A 16,084-nucleotide genomic window follows, 5' to 3' on the forward strand; every position below is an offset into this window, starting at 1 on the left:
CCGGGCGCGCCCGAACCCGCTCAACGCGCCCCGTACAGTTCCTTGAGCACGCGAGTCGGCCGCCCGGCGAATAGCGCCGACAGATTGGCCATGCGCGGATTCGCCAGGTCGCGGATCGCCGCGTCGTCCGCCAGGATCTGCCGGATCAACGCGTATTTGCGCAGTCGCTCGGAATCGTCCAGTTTGACGCCCGATTCCGCGTCCCTCAACGCATCCACCAGATGCCGATATTCCTCCTGCAGCACGGCCAGATCGCTCCACAGGGCACGCCGGGCAGCCATCAGCATGTGGCGGGAAATCGCTGCAATCGCCTCGTAGCGGGCGAAATATTGTGCGTTCGATGTCATCTCATGCTTTCCGCGGCCGGCTGGGCTGCCATCCGCGCGATCTCCGGGGCAATCCCGATCCAGGCCTCTTCGAGCGTCGCCAGCAGGCCATCGACCTCGACCAGCATCGCCTCGCTCTGTTTTATGTTGGCTTCGAGCAGCCGGCGCGACATATACACATATAGCGCGTTCAACCGCTCTGCAATCTCGCCGCCCGCCTCAAGGTTGAGCGACTGTTGCAGCCCGCTTTCGACGATCTGAATCGCCTTGCCGATAGCCTCTCCACGAGCCGGCACATTGCCTAGCTGCACGTGCATGCGCGCTTGCGCGATCGCTTGCCGGGCGCCCTGATACAACATCACGATCAGACGATGCGGACTCGCGCCCATCACCCCTGTCTCGACGCCCACGCGTGCGTACGCATTGGCTCCAGAGTGTCCTGGGGAAAACATCGGCGCTCCTCCTCTCTTACAGTGCGGTTTGTCGTGGCCCCCATCCGGGCACGTCGCCGCGCCCTGATTTCTGCCTGTACCTGGTTATCGGATAGGCAGCGGGAAAGCTTTAGGCCGGTGTAAGGAGGATTAACGGGCGCCATGGCGCGGCCCGCACGGGCCACACGGTCTGCGTCGCCGTGTGCATGTGCGTACGTGGGTGTGTGCGTGCTTGCGTCATCGCGGGCGGGCGCAGCGACAGCCACGCCGCCCGGATCGCGCTTACACGGACATCTGCATGATGTCGTTATAGGCGGACACCAGTTTATTGCGCACCTGCAGGCCGAACTGGAAGCCGATGTTGGCCTTCTGCATATCGACCATCACGTCATTGAGCGACACGTTCGACGCGCCAAGCTCGAACGCTTTCGATTCGCCCACTGCCGTGGCCTGATCGCCGCTGATCTTGTCCAGCGAAGCCTTCAGCGCGGCGGCGAAACCGCCGGCCGTCGCCGCGCCGGACTGCTCACCGGCCACCGCGTTGCTGCTGCCGGCCGCCTGCGCCGCCATCGACTGCATCTGTTGCAGCGCCGACGAAAGCGCGTTCACGGGCAAAGTCATGTTCTCTCCAGGAATGACGACCGGCATGCCAGAACCGTACCGATCTGAACGAAAGCATAGCAGCGGGTCGTGCGGGAAAGCCCCGAAACTAGGGGGAAAACCCGGCTCTATTCAAGCAATCGGGTTGAGCGCGCCTGCGGATAATTTCAATGGTGAAAGTCTCTGTCCGTACGCCCGCCGACCCTCGGTGCGGCGGCAGGCGGCAGAACGCAAAGGCATCCCGGAGATACCCGACGCATGGATTCGTCAGCCAACTCTTTGATCAACCCCGACGCCCGCATGGGTCTCGCCGGCGCGCAACCGGGCGCCGGCGCGTCCGGCACCGGCCAGCCCGGCGGCGCAGCGGACCTCGGCGGCCTCGGGGGCAACCTTGGCGGCAATTTCGGCCAGCGCCTCTCGGGTCTCGCGCAAATGCGCGGCAACCCGCGCGCGCCCCTGATCTTCGCAGTCGCGCTGCTGGTGGCCATCGTGGCCGGCCTGTTCCTGTGGTCGCGTGCGCCTGACTACAGGGTGCTCTACAGCAATCTGTCGGACCGCGACGGCGGCGCCATCATCACCGCGCTCCAGGCGGCCAACATCCCCTACAAGTTCTCCGACGCCGGTGGCGCGATCCTCGTGCCGGCCGAGCAGGTGCATGAAATGCGCCTCAGGCTGGCGTCGCAAGGTCTACCCAAGAGCGGCTCGGTCGGCTTCGAATTGATGGACAACCAGAAATTCGGCATCAGCCAGTTCGCCGAACAGATCAACTATCAGCGCGCGCTGGAAGGCGAACTCGAACGCACGGTCGAATCGATCTCGTCGGTGAAGTCAGCCCGCGTGCATCTGGCGATTCCGAAGCCGTCGGTGTTCGTACGCGACAAGGAAGCGCCGTCCGCCTCCGTGCTGGTCAACCTGTACCCGGGCCGCGCGCTCGACGAAGGCCAGGTGCTGGCGATCACACATATGGTGTCGTCGGCGGTGCCGGATATGCCGGTCAAAGGCGTGACCATCCTCGATCAGGACGGCAACCTGCTGACGCAGCCGTCCACCGGCAGCGGTCTCGACGCCTCGCAACTGAAGTACCGCCAGCAGATCGAGCGCAGCACCCAGCAGCGCATCGACGCGATCCTCTCGCCCCTGTTCGGCTCCGGCAACGCGCATTCGCAGGTCAGCGCGGATATCGACTTCTCGCGCAGCGAGCAGACCTCGGAAAACTACGCTCCGAACGGCAGCCCGCAGCAGGCCGCGATCCGCAGCCAGCAATCGAGCAGCGCCACCGAAACGTCGCAGGGCGCCGCCTCGGGCGTGCCCGGCGCGCTGTCGAACCAGCCGCCGCAGCCGGCCTCCGCGCCGATCACCGCGGGCAACGGCACGCCTGGCGTCACCACCACGCCGGTCAGCGACCGCAAGGATTCGACCACCAACTACGAAGTCGACAAGACGGTGCGTCATCTGGAGCAGCCAATGGGCGGCATCAAGCGGCTGTCGGTGGCGGTGGTGGTCAACTATATGCGGGTGGTCGACGCCAGGGGCCACGCCACCATGCAGCCGGTCACCGCCGACAAACTCCAGCAGGTCAATCAGCTCGTGAAGGATGCGATGGGCTTCGACGCCGCGCGCGGCGACTCGGTCAACGTGGTCAACAGCCCGTTCAGCGTCGACGTCGATCCGAATGCCGACCTGCCGTGGTGGCGCACGCCGGACATGCTCGCGCTCGCCAGGCAGATCGCCACTTACCTCGGCATCGGCGCAGTCGCCTTGTTCCTCTACTTCGTGATGGTGAAGCCGGCAATGCGCCGCGCCTTCCCGCCGCCGGAGTCGGCCATGGCAGCGGCGTTGCCGTCGCCTGACGATGAGCCGATCCTGCTCGACGGCATTCCGGCGGCCGAGCGCGACGGCGCGGTCGTCCAGCTGGAAACGGACAGCGAAGTACTCGCGCTGGAAAGCGTGAAACATAAATACGAACGGAATCTGGAGTTCGCGCGCAACATCGCGCGCCAGGATCCGAGGATTGTTGCAACCGTCGTGAAAAACTGGGTGTCCGATGAGCGCTGAAGGCGTAATGAAAAGCGCGCTCCTGCTGATGTCGATCGGCGAGGAAGAAGCCGCGCAGGTGTTCAAATTCCTTGGGCCGCGTGAGGTGCAAAAGATCGGCGTGGCGATGGCCGCGCTGAAGAGCGTGACGCGCGAGCAGGTCGACGAGGTCCTGCAGGAATTCGTGCGCGAGGCCGAACAGCATACCGGCATGTCGCTCGATTCCAGCGAGTACATCCGCTCGGTGCTGACCAAGGCGCTCGGCGACGACAAGGCCGGCGCGATCATCGACCGGATTCTGCAAGGCAGCGATACCAGCGGTATCGAGGGCCTCAAGTGGATGGATTCCGCGGCAGTGGCCGAACTCATCAAGAACGAGCACCCGCAGATCATCGCGACCATTCTCGTTCACCTGGACCGCGATCAGGCCTCGGAAATCGTCGGCTGCTTCACGGACCGGCTGCGCAACGACGTGCTGTTGCGGATCGCGACGCTCGACGGCATCCAGCCGGCCGCGCTGCGCGAACTCGACGATGTGCTCACCGGCCTGCTGTCCGGCAGCGACAACCTCAAGCGCAGCCCGATGGGCGGTATCCGCACGGCGGCGGAAATTCTCAACTTCATGTCGAGCAATCACGAAGAAGGCGTGATCGAGAATGTTCGCCAGTACGACGCGGAACTTGCGCAGAAGATCATTGATCAGATGTTTGTGTTCGAGAACCTGCTCGATCTGGAAGACCGCGCGATCCAGCTGTTGCTTAAGGAAGTCGAGTCCGAGGCGTTGATCATCTCGCTGAAGGGCGCGCCGCCCGCGCTGCGCCAGAAGTTCCTGTCGAACATGTCGCAGCGCGCGGCCGAACTGCTCGCCGAAGACCTCGACGCGCGCGGCCCGGTCCGTGTCTCCGAAGTCGAGACGCAACAGCGCCGCATCCTGCAGATCGTGCGCAATCTGGCGGAAAGCGGTCAGATCGTTCTAGGCGGCAAGGCGGAAGATGCATATGTCTGATCAGAACTCCACGGCGAAGGCGAGCCTTTCGGCCTACCAGCGCTGGGAGATGGCCTCGTTCGATCCGGTGCCGCCGGCGCCGCCCGAACCCGAAGTCGACGACGGCGCTTTCGAGGCCGAGCTGGAACGTCTGCGCGACGCCGCGCATGCACAAGGCATTGCATCCGGTCACGTGGCGGGACAGGCGCTGGGTTACCAGGCGGGTTACGAGCAAGGCCATGCGCAGGGTTTCGAGCAGGGCCAGAGCGAAGCGCGCGAAGAAGCGGCACGCCTTGCCGCGCTCGCCGAAACCTTCAAGGCCGCACTCGAGGGCGCCCAGGGCGCGATCTCGGAGACGCTGGTCGCGCTGGCGCTCGACATCGCGCAACAGGTGGTGCGCCAGCATGTGCAGCACGACCCGACCGCGCTGATCGCTGCCGCACGCGAGGTGCTGGCGACCGAACCCACGCTGGTCGGCGCCCCGGCGCTGATCGTGAGCCCAGCTGATCTGCCGGTGGTTGAAGCCTATCTGATGGAAGAGCTGCAAACGCGCGGCTGGACCGTGCGTACCGATCCGTCGGTCGAGCGTGGCGGTTGCCGCGCCCAGTCCAGCACCGGTGAGGTAGACGCCGGCATCGACACACGCTGGGAGCGCGTTGCCGCGGCGCTCGGCAAAGTGAGCACATGGTGAAGCCGACGCTCGGAGAGATCCGCGCCAGCGATCTGACGCCGCTCGAACGTGAGCTGGCGCTGGCGTCGTTCGGCGCCGAGGCGTTCGCGGACGAGCCGGCCGCGCTGACACCCGCGGCGGCTGCAGTCGCGGCCATCGAAGCCGCGCTGCGGGATCCGGGGGCCGGCCTGCCGGGCGCCGGCCTGCCGGGCGCCGGGCTGCCGTCTCACGCTCATCCCGCGACGGGCGCGGCGGCTAGCCGCGAGTCTGCCGCTTCCAATGCCACTTCGAGCCCTGCTTCAGCCCACGCCGCCCACGCTCCCTACGATCCCGCGCTCGACAACAACCCGCACGTACAGGCATGGCGCGGCCGCCTCGACGCGCTGCGCGCCCGCAACGCGATCGCCAAGCCGATGCGCGCCTGCGGACGTTTGACGCGCGCCGCCGGTCTGGTGCTCGAAGCCGTCGGTCTGCGCCTCTCGGTGGGCGCCGAAGTGATGATCGAACTGCCGGCCGGCAGCTCGCTGCCGATGGCCGAAGCCGAAGTGGTCGGCTTCTCCGGCGACAAACTGTTTCTGATGCCGACCACCGAAGTGATCGGTCTCCTGCCCGGCGCACGCGTGTTTCCGCTTGAAAGCGCGCCGATCGCCGATCCGATGGCCGGCGCGAAGCGCTTGCCGGTCGGTTGGGAATTGCTCGGCCGCGTACTCGACGCATCGGGCCGGCCGCTCGACGGTCTCGGCCCGCTCGGCGCGCACGCCGACGCGCCGCTCTCCGCGCCGGTCATCAATCCGCTGAACCGCGAACCGATTCACAAGGTGCTCGACGTCGGCGTGCGCGCGATCAACGCGCTACTGACCGTGGGCCGAGGCCAGCGCATGGGACTGTTTGCCGGCTCGGGCGTCGGCAAATCGGTGCTGCTCGGCACCATGGCGCGCTACACCAGCGCCGAAGTGATCGTGATCGGGCTGATTGGCGAACGCGGTCGCGAAGTGAAGGAATTCATCGAACAGATTCTCGGCGAGGAGGGTCTGGCGCGCTCCGTAGTGATCGCCGCGCCTGCCGACGTCTCACCGCTCCTGCGCATGCAGGCCGCGTCGTACTCGACCTCGCTTGCCGAATATTTCCGCGACCAGGGCAAGCATGTGCTGCTGCTGATGGATTCGCTGACCCGCTACGCGATGGCGCAGCGCGAGATCGCGCTGGCCGTGGGCGAACCGCCGGCCACCAAGGGCTATCCGCCTTCGGTGTTCGCCAAACTGCCGGCCCTCGTCGAACGCACCGGCAACGGCCCGGCGGGCGGCGGCTCGATCACCGCGTTCTACACCGTGCTCACCGAAGGCGACGACCAGCAGGACCCGATCGCCGACTCCGCGCGGGCGATTCTCGACGGCCACATCGTGCTGTCGCGCTCGCTCGCCGAGGCTGGCCACTATCCCGCGATCGACATCGAAGCGTCGATTAGCCGGGCAATGACCGCGCTGATCGACGATAACCATCTCGACAAAACGCGTATGTTCAAGCAGATGCTGTCGCGCTATCAGCGCAACCGCGATCTGATCAACGTCGGCGCGTATTCGAGTGGGCGCGACGCGCTGCTCGACCGTGCGATTGCGTTGTATCCGCGGATGGAAGCCTTTTTGCAGCAAGGTTTTCGCGAGTGCGCGAACTTTGAACCGAGTCTCGAGATGCTGGACGCGCTGTTTGCCCAAGGAGGCTGACGATGGCGAAACACTTTCCGATCAAGACGCTCATCGGCCTCGCCAAGGACGATGTGGATGCCGCCGCGCAACGTCTGGGCCGCGCGCAACGCGAGCGCGGCGAAGTGCAGACGCAGCTCGACGCGCTGGTGCAGTACCGGGACGAATATCACGCGCGCTTCACGGCGACGGCCCAGACGGGCATGCCGGCCGGCAACATGCGCAATTTTCAGGCATTCATCGACACGCTCGATGCCGCCATCGAACAGCAGCGCAACTTGCTGGCGACGGCCAACGCCCGCGTCGAAGCCGCCAAACCCGACTGGCAGCGCCAGAAACAGAAACTCGGCTCGTATGAAGTGCTGCAGGCGCGCGGCGACGCCGCCGAAGCGAAATCCATGGCGCGGCGCGACCAGCGCGACGCCGACGAACACGCCGCCCGAATTCTGAGGATGCGTGCCGAGGGCGCCTGAAACCATCGGACATGTCCGCACGCCTCAACTGATCGAACACTCCGTTTGACGGATTGACAGGATTACCTATGTCGCTTCTTTCACCGATCGGCTCACTGCTCGGCTCCGCCAGCAGCACGTCCACCAGCGCGGCTCTGGCCGCCGCCGCGAACGCCAGGCCGTTCTCACAAACGCTCCAGCGAAGCATCGACTTGCAGAACAGTGCCGCCGCGCAAAGCGCGAGCACGCCGGCTGCTTCGTCTTCGGCGTCGTCGTCATCTGCTTCGTCTTCCGCGTCGGGGTCTTCCGGGTCCTCGTCCAGCGTGCATGACGCACCGCCGGCGCCCGACGCTTCATCGAAGAGCACGGGCGCCGCGAGCGGCAGCAAGGACAACAACAATTCGACGAACGCGTCGTCAGGCAGTTCGTCGTCTGGTAACACGCAACAGGCTTCGACCGACAAGCCTGCCGCGACGCCGCCAAAATCCGGCAGCACGACCAACGCCGACGCCAACACGTCGGCAGCGGCGGCCGCCGCCCAGGCGCAAGCACAGGCTCAAGCCGACGCAAACGACGCGGCGGACCCTGCCGCCGACCCGGCTGCGGCGCTGGCCGATGCTGCGGCGGCGCTGCCTGGCACCACTACCGATACGACAACGCCCGGCACGACGGGCAAAAAAGCCGGCGCGACGGATCCGAAGTCGGCGCAGGACGCCCTGCAGGCCGCCTTGGCCGCGCTGGCGAATGGCCAGGGCGCGGTGCCTGCGCAGGCGCTGGCGAGTGGCGCGGCGGCGAACGCGTCGGCCGGCGCGAGCGGATTGGCGGGCGATACGAACACCGGCCTGAATGGCGCCACGGGCGAGAGGATGCTTGGCGCGGGACTATTCGGCGACGGCAAGGGTTCGTCCGCGTCCAGGAGCCTGTTGACTACCGCGGCCACCACGGTGGCTGACTCATCGGCGGCGGCGAAAGCGGCGGCTGACGCGCTGGCGGCGTCGTCGGCTGGCGGCGCTCAGGCCGACGAACTGGCGTCGTTCAGGAGTGCGGCTGACGCGGCGACTGCGGCACTGGCCGCCACACAGGGCGCGGCGGCCGGCGTCGCGAGCACGACGGCGGCCGTGCAGACCACGGGTAATGCGGGCGCGGCGGAAGCCGCGAGTACGCTGACGCCGCAAGTGGGGACGACTGACTGGGAAGAGGCACTGAGCCAGAAGGTCGTGTTCCTGTCGAATGCGCATTCGCAGAGTGCCGAACTCACTTTAAATCCGAAGGATCTGGGCCCACTACAGGTTGTGTTGCAGGTTGCCGATAACCATGCACATGCTCTTTTTGTTTCCCAGCATCAACAGGTTAGGGAAGCCGTCGAGGCGGCTTTGCCGAAATTGCGGGAGGCGATGGAATCCAATGGGATTGGGCTGGGCAGCGCTAGTGTGAGTGATGGGTTTGCCCGACAGGGGAGTGGGCAGCAGAGTGCCGGGGATGGGGGTTCCGGTAGGGGTTCCGGTACGGGTTTGGCCGGTGGCGGTGGTGGTTCTGCTGATTCTGTTGGCCCTGCCAGGGGGGAGGGTGCCGTGCGGCGGACTGTGGGGTTGGTGGATACGTTTGCCTGATTTTTCGCCTTTGGGGTTGGGGTTTTCTGTATGCCTTTGGCGGCGGCATTTCCTCGTTCTTGCCTCTTTGGCCTTTCCTTGTTTTCATTTTGGTTTATTAGCGTTCCCCCTGTGCGGGGGGGCACCTACTTTTCTTTGCCGGCCGCAAAGAAAAGTAGGCAAAAGAAAGCGGCTTCAAACCGCCAATTCTTAAGTGGGTCCCCTGGCTTGGAGGGGATTGTGGTGCGATAAACGGATCACACCGCGGTCGGTAACCGTCAGTGACACAGCCGTCATCCGCTCCCGCTCCGCACTGCGTGCGTCGCGGGTGGGTCTGCCAGGGAAACCGGGTGCTTCGGTCGAGCGTGAGCGGGGCCATCGGCTTCGCCTCGGCGAGGTGCTGAAAAACACGGATGGTTTTGGAAGTGCTGGCGCCAGCACCAAAGTTAGCGGCCACCGCATCGGGCAAACCGCATACGTAAAATCTGGCGGGCGGTTTGATGAAGTACCGCATCGGCGCGCGCAGCGCCGCCGGAGGAATGACGGCCTGGTCACTCCGGCCAGAAGGGTGCGCAGGCTCGGTCTCTACGGAGCCACGATCCCCTCCAAGCCAAGGGAGCCGCTTAAAAATTAGCGGTTTGAGCCGCTTTCTTTTGCCTACTTTTCTTTGCGGCGGCAAAGAAAAGTAGGTGCCCCCCCGCACAGGGGGAACGCTAATAAACCAATAAGCAAACAAGAAAGGGCCAACGCCGTAGGCATACAGAAGAAAGAAAACCCCAACACCGCAGGCAAAGAGCCCGCCGTCAGGCGCCCACCGCCCAAAAGGGCAAAAACCAGAGATAGCCCTCAATAACCCTTCTTTTCGACCCATCGCGCCGCAGGCAAATCAACAACAATCACAATCACCAGCACTAAAGGCAAGCAAAGCAAACCTCATGGCAACGACGACCGCAAACCAGCAAGCCGCGCCCGCCTCCCCGGGCCCCTTGAAGCGCATCATCCTGATCGCCCTCATCGCGATCATCGCCGCAGGCGCAGCCGGCGCGGGTGTGTGGTTCTTCATGTCCAAACGCGCCCCGGCTCCCGCGTCAGCGGAAACCGCCAGCGCGCCAGCGTCATTGCCCGTGCCACTGTTCTTCCCCCTCGAATCGATGACGGTCAACCTGCAATCGGACGACGGTCAACAACACTTCCTGCGGATCGGCCTGACGCTCAAGCTCAACGACCCGAAAACCCAGCAGGAACTCACCGACCATATGCCGGAAGTGCGCAGCCATATCCTGCTCGCCCTCTCGAACAAGCACCCCGACGAACTCGCGCCACTCGAAGGCAAGCGCGCGCTCGCGACCGAACTCAAAACGATCATCGAACAGCCAACCGATAAGGGCGCCGCACCCGTCCACGTCCAGGACGTGCTGTTCACCGAATTCGTCGTGCAGTGACGCTACCTAGCGCTGCCACTATCAACCGCCACGGGATGCACGAGGAATAAGGAATGGGCCACGAAGAGTTCATGTCCCAGGAGGAGGTCGATGCCCTCCTCAAGGGCGTAACCGGCGAGTCCGACTCGGAATCCGAGCAGGCCACGCATACGGGCGTACGCCCGTACAACATCGCGACGCAGGAACGCATCGTCCGCGGCCGGATGCCCGGTCTTGAAATCATCAATGACCGGTTCGCGCGCCTGTTGCGCGTCGGTATCTTCAACTTCATGCGGCGCTCGGCGGAAATCTCAGTCGGTCCTGTGAAAGTACAGAAGTACAGCGAATTCACCCGCAACCTGCCGATCCCGACCAACCTGAACCTGGTCCACGTGAAGCCGTTGCGCGGCACCTCGCTGTTCGTGTTCGACCCGAATCTGGTGTTTTTCGTGGTCGACAACCTGTTCGGCGGCGACGGGCGTTTTCATACCCGCGTCGAAGGCCGCGATTTCACGGCAACCGAGCAACGCATCATCATGAAGCTGCTCAACCTCACGTTCGAGCACTACACGGCGTCGTGGAAAAGCGTGCGTCCGCTGCAGTTCGAATACGTGCGCTCGGAAATGCACACGCAGTTCGCCAACGTCGCGACGCCCAACGAAATCGTCATCGTCACGCAGTTCTCGATCGAGTTCGGCACGACGGGCGGCACGCTGCACATCTGCATGCCGTATTCGATGATCGAACCGATCCGCGACATTCTCTCGTCGCCGATCCAGGGCGAGGCGCTCGAAGTCGACCGCCGCTGGGTTCGTGTGCTGTCGCAGCAGGTGCAGGCAGCAGAAGTGGAACTGACCGCCGACCTGGCCCAGGTGCCGGTCACGTTCGAACAGATCCTGAACATGCGCAAAGGCGATGTTCTGCCGATCAACATCCCCGAGCACATCACGGCGAAAGTCGATGGCGTACCGGTGATGGAGTGCGGCTACGGAATTTTCAATGGTCAGTACGCGTTGCGGGTCCAGAAGATGATCAGCGCAGCCGACACGATGAAGGAAGGTGGATATGAGTGACCTGAACGCAAAGACTGAGGCCGAACTGGCTGCCGACGCAGTCGGCGCCGAAGACGACGCGGCGATGGCCGACTGGGCCAGCGCGCTGGCCGAGCAGAACGACAACACGGAAGTCAGCGCGACCACGGCTGGCGTATTCCAGCCGCTGTCGAAAGTCGAGCCGACCTCGACGCGCAATGACATCGACATGATCCTGGACATTCCCGTTCAGATGACCGTCGAACTGGGCCGCACCAAGATCGCGATCCGCAACCTGCTGCAACTCGCGCAAGGTTCAGTGGTGGAACTGGACGGGCTGGCCGGTGAACCGATGGACGTGCTGGTCAACGGCTGTCTGATCGCTCAGGGTGAAGTGGTGGTGGTCAACGACAAGTTCGGTATTCGCCTGACCGACATCATCACGCCGTCCGAACGCATCCGGAAGTTGAATCGATGAAACGTGTTGCCGGTCGCGCCGCGTTGTCCGTGTTGTCCGCGTCGCGCAATGTTCCCAATTGCCCAATACTCACAGCGACGGCCACGCTTGCATCGGCACTGATGTTCGCGCCGCTCATGGCGCACGCCGCTGACATGAATGCGGTCAACAACGCCGCGAAGATCGCCTCGGGTGTCGGCGCCGGCACCGCGGTTCCGGCGCTCGGCGTCGGCGCGGTGCTGCAAACGATCGTCGGTCTGCTGGTGGTGATCGGCCTCGTCTTCGGATGTGCGTGGCTCGCGCGCCGCTTCGGCTTGCAGCCGGCCAATCGCGGCGGTCTCGTGAAGACGATCGGCGGCGCCTCGCTCGGCGGCAAGGAGCGGGTCGCAGTGGTCGAGATTGGCGATACGTGGCTCGTGCTCGGCACGGCGCCCGGCAATGTGCGCCTCCTGCACACGCTGCCGGCCGGCTCTGCCGCGGTCGATACGGTCGCGGGCATGCGGCCGGCCGCGCCAGGCCCCGGCACAACCTTGCCCGGCACCTTCGGCCAACGCTTTCGCGACGCGTTAAAAGGCGAAATGGGCAAACGTTTCAACGGGCAAGGCGGCGGGGATCGGTAATGCAGTTCAGTCTTCAATCAGCGCGTCACGCGCACGCCGCGCGCACGTCCTGCGCCGCCAGAATCGCTTCCGCGTTGCGCCGCGCCGCACCCGTCGCACTGCCTGCGCTGATGCTCGCACTGCCGACGCTGTCGTTCGCGCAAACCGCCGGTCTGCCGGCGTTCAACACAAGCCCCGGCCCGAACGGCGGCACGACGTACTCGCTGAGTGTGCAGACGATGCTGCTGCTCACGATGCTGTCGTTCCTGCCGGCGATGGTGTTGATGATGACAAGCTTCACGCGCATCATCATCGTGTTGTCGCTGCTGCGTCAGGCGCTCGGCACGGCCACCACGCCGCCTAACCAGGTGCTGGTGGGTCTGGCGCTGTTCCTCACGCTGTTCGTGATGTCGCCGGTGCTCGACAAAGCCTATAACGACGGCTACAAGCCGTTTTCCGAAGGCTCGATGCCCATGGAGACGGCGGTCAGTCGCGGTCTCGCGCCGTTCAAGACCTTCATGCTGCGTCAGACCCGCGAAAGCGATCTCGCCCTGTTCGCCCGCATCTCCCACGCCGCGCCGATGCAAGGTCCGGAAGATGTGCCGCTGTCGCTGCTGGTGCCGTCCTTCGTCACCAGCGAACTGAAAACCGGCTTCCAGATCGGCTTCACGATTTTCATTCCGTTTCTCATCATCGACATGGTGGTGGCGAGCGTACTGATGTCGATGGGGATGATGATGGTGTCGCCCGCCACCATCTCGCTGCCGTTCAAGCTGATGCTGTTCGTGCTGGTCGACGGCTGGCAGTTGCTGCTCGGCTCGCTGGCGCAGAGCTTCGTTTAAGCGCTTCGGTATTCGTCGCGCCTGACTCGTTTCGTACAACCTCTCACGCTTCCGGTCGAACCACCATGAATTCAGAATCCGTCATGACGCTGGCGCACCAGGCCATGTATGTCGCCCTGCTGCTCGCCGCGCCGCTCCTGCTGGTCGCGCTGGTGGTCGGTCTGGTGGTGAGTCTGTTCCAGGCCGCCACGCAGATCAACGAGACCACGCTGTCGTTCATTCCCAAGCTGCTTGCCATCGCCATCACGATGGTGATCGCCGGGCCATGGATGTTGACGATCATGCTCGACTATCTGCGCCAGACGCTCACCAATATCCCGACGCTCGTCAACTGAGCGTCCCGCCGGTCTCCCGCTCTCTCTCGCCGCCATGTTTTCCGTCACTTACGCACAACTGAACGCATGGCTTACCGCGTTTTTGTGGCCGTTCGTGCGGATTCTTGCGCTGGTCGCCACCGCGCCGGTGCTCGGCAACCGCTCTCTGCCGATGCGCGTGAAAATCGGCCTGGGCGCGTTCATCTCGATCATCGTCGCGCCCACGCTCGGCGCATTGCCGCAGGTCACGGTGTTTTCCGCCGAGGGCGTGTGGATCATCGTCAATCAGTTCCTGATTGGCATCGCGCTCGGCCTCACCATGCAGATCGTGTTTCAGGCAATCAGCGCTACCGGCGACTTCGTCGGCCTGGGCATGGGCCTCGGCTTTGCGACGTTCTTCGACTCACAGGCGGCCAGTTCGAGCCAGGTGCTGTCGACCTACATGAACACCATCGCGATGCTGGTGTTTCTGGTGATCGACGGCCATCTGCAGATGATCAGCGCATTGCTGGCGACGTTCCAGTCGCTGCCGGTCGCCGCGAACGTGCTGGGCGCGCCCGGCTGGCGCACGCTGGCGAACTTCGGCAGCACGATTTTTTCGGCAGGGCTGCTGCTCTCTTTGCCGGTGGTCGCGGCGCTCCTGATTACCAATCTCGCGCTCGGCATTCTCAACCGCGCCGCACCGCAGATCGGCGTGTTCCAGATCGGCTTTCCGATGACGATGCTGATCGGCATGCTGCTGTTGCAACTGATGATCCCGAACATGATTCCGTTCTTCACGCGCATGTTCGACATCGGTATCGATCAGATGGGGCGTGTGGCGATGGGGTTAAAGTAGCTCACCGTCTTCCAGGCCCGCGGTCAGTCTGTCTCGCACGCAAGGGTGGAACCGGCTCACACCGGCATCCCGCCAGCGCCACCAACGGCCGTAGAAAAATCCTGTAGGGTCGAGGTCACGTTACGGTAAACGGGCCACTAGACCGTCCCACATGGACGGCGGTAGCCGTATTAGGCCGGCGTCTTCGTTGCCATAGAAAAGCGCATCCTTTGCCCAAAGCAGTTGTGGCGCATCGGGTTCATAGTATGTCCGCTCGGCAAGCAACGTCATGTCCGAAGCTCGGAACAATCGAAGCCATATTTTGTGATTGCCCAGGTAGGCATACCGTGCTGTGTAAAGGCCGCCGTCTCCATCCGACGTTTCTTGCTGGAACTGCGTTACTGCTGCGCGCGCCTTGGCATTGTCGTAGTATCCCGAAGCATAGGAAGCAAGCATCACGCAGGCAAAGCCGATGCCGAACAGGCGGATGAACCGCAAAGAACGACGTTTGCGGTCCCTTTCGTCAGCTATGAGATATGCAACGCCGAGGATCGCTACAGCGGCAAGGATGAAGACTGCTATCACGAGAATCGCGCTAAACACGTATTCGTGTTGGCTCATGTCAGATATAGACCGTTATCGGGCGCTTCAAAAAGATCGGTATGTAGTCGGAAAGAATGATGAAGTCGCCGCCGCGCTTGTGTTTAAGTTGCCACGTGCGGAAGTCGTGATTCCTGACGGGATAAAAGACTTTTCCATCCTTATACAGGTCGCCAGTGTTAGCGCCCGTGACAACCGGGTAGTCAAGCCACGGGACGCCAGCCATATTAAGAAGTTCGAGAGCCGGAACGACGATGATCCCATTCTTGTTCCAATGACCCAGGTATTGCGAGCGCGAATCGGGAATGGCATCAAATGTGTAATTGTCTTTGATGTAGACGACGATATGCGTAACAACCGCGCTTTTCCGGTCCAGACTGTATTTCGCCCCGGCTATTGCTGCATATAGATTGAACGAACCTAGCGCGCCGCAAAGGTCGTCGGGGACTGCGCCCTTTGGAACGCGTTCAATCAGTTGCATGAAACGCTGATTAAGTGTGCTGCCTACGAGTGCGCGCTGGAACTGGAATTTTTTGTGCAGGCTCCGAAGGTCATTGCCACACATTGTCCACGGTCTTAATTCGAATGCGTCGACGTGCCGACGTAGTATTTTCGTCAGGGCTGTACGCGCTCTGTCGCTATAGATCAGGTCCGACAAAAGGTGTTCATATTGTCTTTGCGCTCTCCCGTAGCCAAGAACCCATTTCATTTTTATCGTTGTTCGATCAACCATGCTCTCGGGGTACGGCTTGCCGTCCTGACTGAGTTCAGCTCCTTCGTCGGCGTCGGTAGGGGAGTAATTCAGCACTCCCGCGAACCATCGCTCCATTAGTTTCGCGGAAATTGGCATGTCCTCTTTTCGCATTGCCTCAGGAATCTGCTGAATGTCGAATGGCGGCACTTGCCGCGACTGCTGCTTTTCCGCCTTACGCTGTTTCGGTGGGTCTGGCGTATCGCGCCACGTTTTAAAGCGGTCGATGCCACGCAGGATCGCGAGCAACCCATCGCCAGCGTCTTTTTCTTTTGGACCGACGTCGGCTGGATGCGCTTCGGCGGCAGTGGTGCACTCTTGTTCTCTGGCGGCAAGCGGTCTAGCGATAACGCGACTTCATGGACGCACCGACAACCTTCTTCGCCCTCGTTTGCAGACCATCCTAAACGCAGAAAATTGATTTTGTAGTAGGGAACGGACTGGTTACCAATGTATGCGTCAGGC

Annotated in this window: 18 protein-coding genes; 13 read left to right on the top strand and 5 right to left on the bottom strand. The window is 63.2% G+C overall.

The genetic code is table 11. From position 1 onward, the window contains the following. Nucleotides 1–20: 20 nt before the first annotated feature. The 3 genes from fliT to fliE all read right to left on the bottom strand — a co-directional run bounded on the left by fliT (nucleotide 21) and on the right by fliE (nucleotide 1,378). Nucleotides 21–347, bottom strand: coding sequence for a flagellar protein FliT (fliT, locus tag PQR27_RS19710; protein WP_408525182.1), 327 nt, complete (start codon nucleotides 345–347; stop codon nucleotides 21–23). Then, nucleotides 344–778, bottom strand: a complete 435-nt coding sequence (gene fliS / locus PQR27_RS19715; RefSeq protein ID WP_408525183.1) for a flagellar export chaperone FliS — start codon at nucleotides 776–778, stop codon at nucleotides 344–346. The genes fliT and fliS overlap by 4 nt, the downstream gene beginning before the upstream one ends. 261 nt (nucleotides 779–1,039) lie before the next feature. Beyond that, nucleotides 1,040–1,378 carry a flagellar hook-basal body complex protein FliE gene (gene fliE, locus PQR27_RS19720; protein WP_408525184.1) on the bottom strand — a complete coding sequence of 113 codons (339 nt, stop codon included), beginning with the start codon at nucleotides 1,376–1,378 and terminating at the stop codon, nucleotides 1,040–1,042. A gap of 237 nt (nucleotides 1,379–1,615) precedes the next feature. Between fliE and fliF the strand changes: the two genes are divergently transcribed. The 13 genes from fliF to fliR all read left to right on the top strand — a co-directional run bounded on the left by fliF (nucleotide 1,616) and on the right by fliR (nucleotide 14,289). Further along, nucleotides 1,616–3,412, top strand: coding sequence for a flagellar basal-body MS-ring/collar protein FliF (fliF, locus tag PQR27_RS19725; RefSeq protein ID WP_408525185.1), 1,797 nt, complete (start codon nucleotides 1,616–1,618; stop codon nucleotides 3,410–3,412). After that, nucleotides 3,402–4,397: a flagellar motor switch protein FliG gene (fliG, locus tag PQR27_RS19730; protein WP_408525186.1), complete on the top strand. Its 996-nt coding sequence runs from the start codon at nucleotides 3,402–3,404 to the stop codon at nucleotides 4,395–4,397. Before fliF ends, fliG begins: the two co-directional genes overlap by 11 nt. After that, the gene (gene fliH, locus PQR27_RS19735) at nucleotides 4,384–5,067 is read left to right on the top strand and encodes a flagellar assembly protein FliH (protein ID WP_408525187.1); all 684 of its coding nucleotides are present in this window, start codon (nucleotides 4,384–4,386) and stop codon (nucleotides 5,065–5,067) included. Before fliG ends, fliH begins: the two co-directional genes overlap by 14 nt. Beyond that, complete coding sequence (fliI, locus tag PQR27_RS19740) at nucleotides 5,061–6,767, top strand: flagellar protein export ATPase FliI (protein WP_408525188.1); 1,707 nt, start codon at nucleotides 5,061–5,063, stop codon at nucleotides 6,765–6,767. Before fliH ends, fliI begins: the two co-directional genes overlap by 7 nt. Nucleotides 6,768–6,769: 2 nt before the next feature. Then, nucleotides 6,770–7,219: a flagellar export protein FliJ gene (gene fliJ / locus PQR27_RS19745; protein ID WP_408525189.1), complete on the top strand. Its 450-nt coding sequence runs from the start codon at nucleotides 6,770–6,772 to the stop codon at nucleotides 7,217–7,219. 68 nt (nucleotides 7,220–7,287) lie between these two features. Continuing rightward, a complete protein-coding gene (locus PQR27_RS19750; RefSeq protein ID WP_408525190.1) occupies nucleotides 7,288–8,808 on the top strand; it encodes a flagellar hook-length control protein FliK in 1,521 nt (506 codons plus the stop codon). Nucleotides 8,809–9,722: 914 nt separating this feature from the next. After that, complete coding sequence (gene fliL, locus PQR27_RS19755) at nucleotides 9,723–10,229, top strand: flagellar basal body-associated protein FliL (protein WP_408525191.1); 507 nt, start codon at nucleotides 9,723–9,725, stop codon at nucleotides 10,227–10,229. A gap of 53 nt (nucleotides 10,230–10,282) precedes the next feature. Further along, entirely contained in the window at nucleotides 10,283–11,281 is a 999-nt protein-coding gene (gene fliM, locus PQR27_RS19760) for a flagellar motor switch protein FliM (protein ID WP_408525192.1), read from the top strand. After that, entirely contained in the window at nucleotides 11,274–11,717 is a 444-nt protein-coding gene (gene fliN / locus PQR27_RS19765; protein ID WP_408525193.1) for a flagellar motor switch protein FliN, read from the top strand. Before fliM ends, fliN begins: the two co-directional genes overlap by 8 nt. Further along, on the top strand, nucleotides 11,714–12,316 hold the full coding sequence (fliO, locus tag PQR27_RS19770) for a flagellar biosynthetic protein FliO (RefSeq protein ID WP_408525194.1): 603 nt from the start codon (nucleotides 11,714–11,716) through the stop codon (nucleotides 12,314–12,316). The genes fliN and fliO overlap by 4 nt, the downstream gene beginning before the upstream one ends. Next, nucleotides 12,316–13,137, top strand: a complete 822-nt coding sequence (gene fliP, locus PQR27_RS19775) for a flagellar type III secretion system pore protein FliP (RefSeq protein WP_408525195.1) — start codon at nucleotides 12,316–12,318, stop codon at nucleotides 13,135–13,137. Before fliO ends, fliP begins: the two co-directional genes overlap by 1 nt. Before the next feature lie 65 nt (nucleotides 13,138–13,202). Further along, nucleotides 13,203–13,472 carry a flagellar biosynthesis protein FliQ gene (gene fliQ / locus PQR27_RS19780; protein ID WP_408525196.1) on the top strand — a complete coding sequence of 90 codons (270 nt, stop codon included), beginning with the start codon at nucleotides 13,203–13,205 and terminating at the stop codon, nucleotides 13,470–13,472. A gap of 34 nt (nucleotides 13,473–13,506) precedes the next feature. Then, nucleotides 13,507–14,289 (top strand): flagellar biosynthetic protein FliR, encoded by a 783-nt coding sequence (gene fliR, locus PQR27_RS19785; protein WP_408525197.1) that lies wholly within the window; start codon nucleotides 13,507–13,509, stop codon nucleotides 14,287–14,289. Between the two features lie 120 nt (nucleotides 14,290–14,409). On the opposite strand, the gene PQR27_RS19790 is transcribed toward fliR, so the two are convergent. Both PQR27_RS19790 and PQR27_RS19795 read right to left on the bottom strand, forming a co-directional pair. Beyond that, the gene (locus tag PQR27_RS19790) at nucleotides 14,410–14,889 is read right to left on the bottom strand and encodes a hypothetical protein (RefSeq protein ID WP_408525198.1); all 480 of its coding nucleotides are present in this window, start codon (nucleotides 14,887–14,889) and stop codon (nucleotides 14,410–14,412) included. Nucleotide 14,890: 1 nt separating this feature from the next. Next, complete coding sequence (locus PQR27_RS19795; protein WP_408525199.1) at nucleotides 14,891–15,868, bottom strand: DUF6402 family protein; 978 nt, start codon at nucleotides 15,866–15,868, stop codon at nucleotides 14,891–14,893. Between the last annotated feature and the right edge of the window lie 216 nt (nucleotides 15,869–16,084).

This window comes from Paraburkholderia fungorum (genome assembly GCF_046027215.1).
In the GTDB taxonomy this organism is placed as follows: Bacteria; Pseudomonadota; Gammaproteobacteria; order Burkholderiales; family Burkholderiaceae; genus Paraburkholderia; species Paraburkholderia fungorum_D.

Excerpts from the sequence above, each read along its gene's own strand:
- fliT (WP_408525182.1), bottom strand. The coding sequence starts at position 347 with ATGACATCGAACGCACAATATTTCGCCCGCTACGAGGCGATTGCAGCG.
- fliS (WP_408525183.1), bottom strand. The coding sequence starts at position 778 with ATGTTTTCCCCAGGACACTCTGGAGCCAATGCGTACGCACGCGTGGGC.
- fliE (WP_408525184.1), bottom strand. The coding sequence starts at position 1,378 with ATGACTTTGCCCGTGAACGCGCTTTCGTCGGCGCTGCAACAGATGCAG.
- fliF (WP_408525185.1), top strand. The coding sequence starts at position 1,616 with ATGGATTCGTCAGCCAACTCTTTGATCAACCCCGACGCCCGCATGGGT.
- fliG (WP_408525186.1), top strand. The coding sequence starts at position 3,402 with ATGAGCGCTGAAGGCGTAATGAAAAGCGCGCTCCTGCTGATGTCGATC.
- fliH (WP_408525187.1), top strand. The coding sequence starts at position 4,384 with ATGCATATGTCTGATCAGAACTCCACGGCGAAGGCGAGCCTTTCGGCC.
- fliI (WP_408525188.1), top strand. The coding sequence starts at position 5,061 with ATGGTGAAGCCGACGCTCGGAGAGATCCGCGCCAGCGATCTGACGCCG.
- fliJ (WP_408525189.1), top strand. The coding sequence starts at position 6,770 with ATGGCGAAACACTTTCCGATCAAGACGCTCATCGGCCTCGCCAAGGAC.
- PQR27_RS19750 (WP_408525190.1), top strand. The coding sequence starts at position 7,288 with ATGTCGCTTCTTTCACCGATCGGCTCACTGCTCGGCTCCGCCAGCAGC.
- fliL (WP_408525191.1), top strand. The coding sequence starts at position 9,723 with ATGGCAACGACGACCGCAAACCAGCAAGCCGCGCCCGCCTCCCCGGGC.
- fliM (WP_408525192.1), top strand. The coding sequence starts at position 10,283 with ATGGGCCACGAAGAGTTCATGTCCCAGGAGGAGGTCGATGCCCTCCTC.
- fliN (WP_408525193.1), top strand. The coding sequence starts at position 11,274 with ATGAGTGACCTGAACGCAAAGACTGAGGCCGAACTGGCTGCCGACGCA.
- fliO (WP_408525194.1), top strand. The coding sequence starts at position 11,714 with ATGAAACGTGTTGCCGGTCGCGCCGCGTTGTCCGTGTTGTCCGCGTCG.
- fliP (WP_408525195.1), top strand. The coding sequence starts at position 12,316 with ATGCAGTTCAGTCTTCAATCAGCGCGTCACGCGCACGCCGCGCGCACG.
- fliQ (WP_408525196.1), top strand. The coding sequence starts at position 13,203 with ATGAATTCAGAATCCGTCATGACGCTGGCGCACCAGGCCATGTATGTC.
- fliR (WP_408525197.1), top strand. The coding sequence starts at position 13,507 with ATGTTTTCCGTCACTTACGCACAACTGAACGCATGGCTTACCGCGTTT.
- PQR27_RS19790 (WP_408525198.1), bottom strand. The coding sequence starts at position 14,889 with ATGAGCCAACACGAATACGTGTTTAGCGCGATTCTCGTGATAGCAGTC.